General features: G+C 59.6%; 1 pseudogene. It reads left to right on the forward strand.

Annotated elements, in window-relative coordinates:
* Window positions 1-64 precede the first annotated feature (64 nt).
* Window positions 65-364 (forward strand): annotated as a pseudogene (locus tag AU465_RS32840) (transposase); the annotation flags it as partial.

The following is a 364-nucleotide window of genomic DNA, read 5'->3' on the forward strand; positions in this document are numbered from 1 at the left end:
TGACCTTGCCCCTTTGATCTAATCCGGTTTGAAGTTCGTTCTGGCCCATCGAGAGGACCAGGACATGAAGCGCAGCCGCTTCTCTGAAGAGCAGATCATCGGAATTTTGAAGGAGCATGAGGCCGGGGTCTCGGTCGCCGATCTGTGCCGGAAGCACGGCGTTAGCGATGCTTCGATCTACAACTGGAAGGCCCGCTTCGGCGGAATGGATGTCTCCGAGGCTCGGCGACTGAAGGCGCTGGAGGACGAGAACACGCGGCTGAAGCGGCTTCTGGCCGACGCCATGCTCGACAATGCCGCGTTGAAGGATCTCGTGGGAAAGAAATGGTGACGCCCGCGGCCAAGCGGAAAGCTGTCGCTCACC

It is taken from the genome of Mesorhizobium silamurunense (assembly GCF_014843905.1).
Taxonomy (GTDB): Bacteria; Pseudomonadota; Alphaproteobacteria; order Rhizobiales; family Rhizobiaceae; genus Mesorhizobium; species Mesorhizobium silamurunense.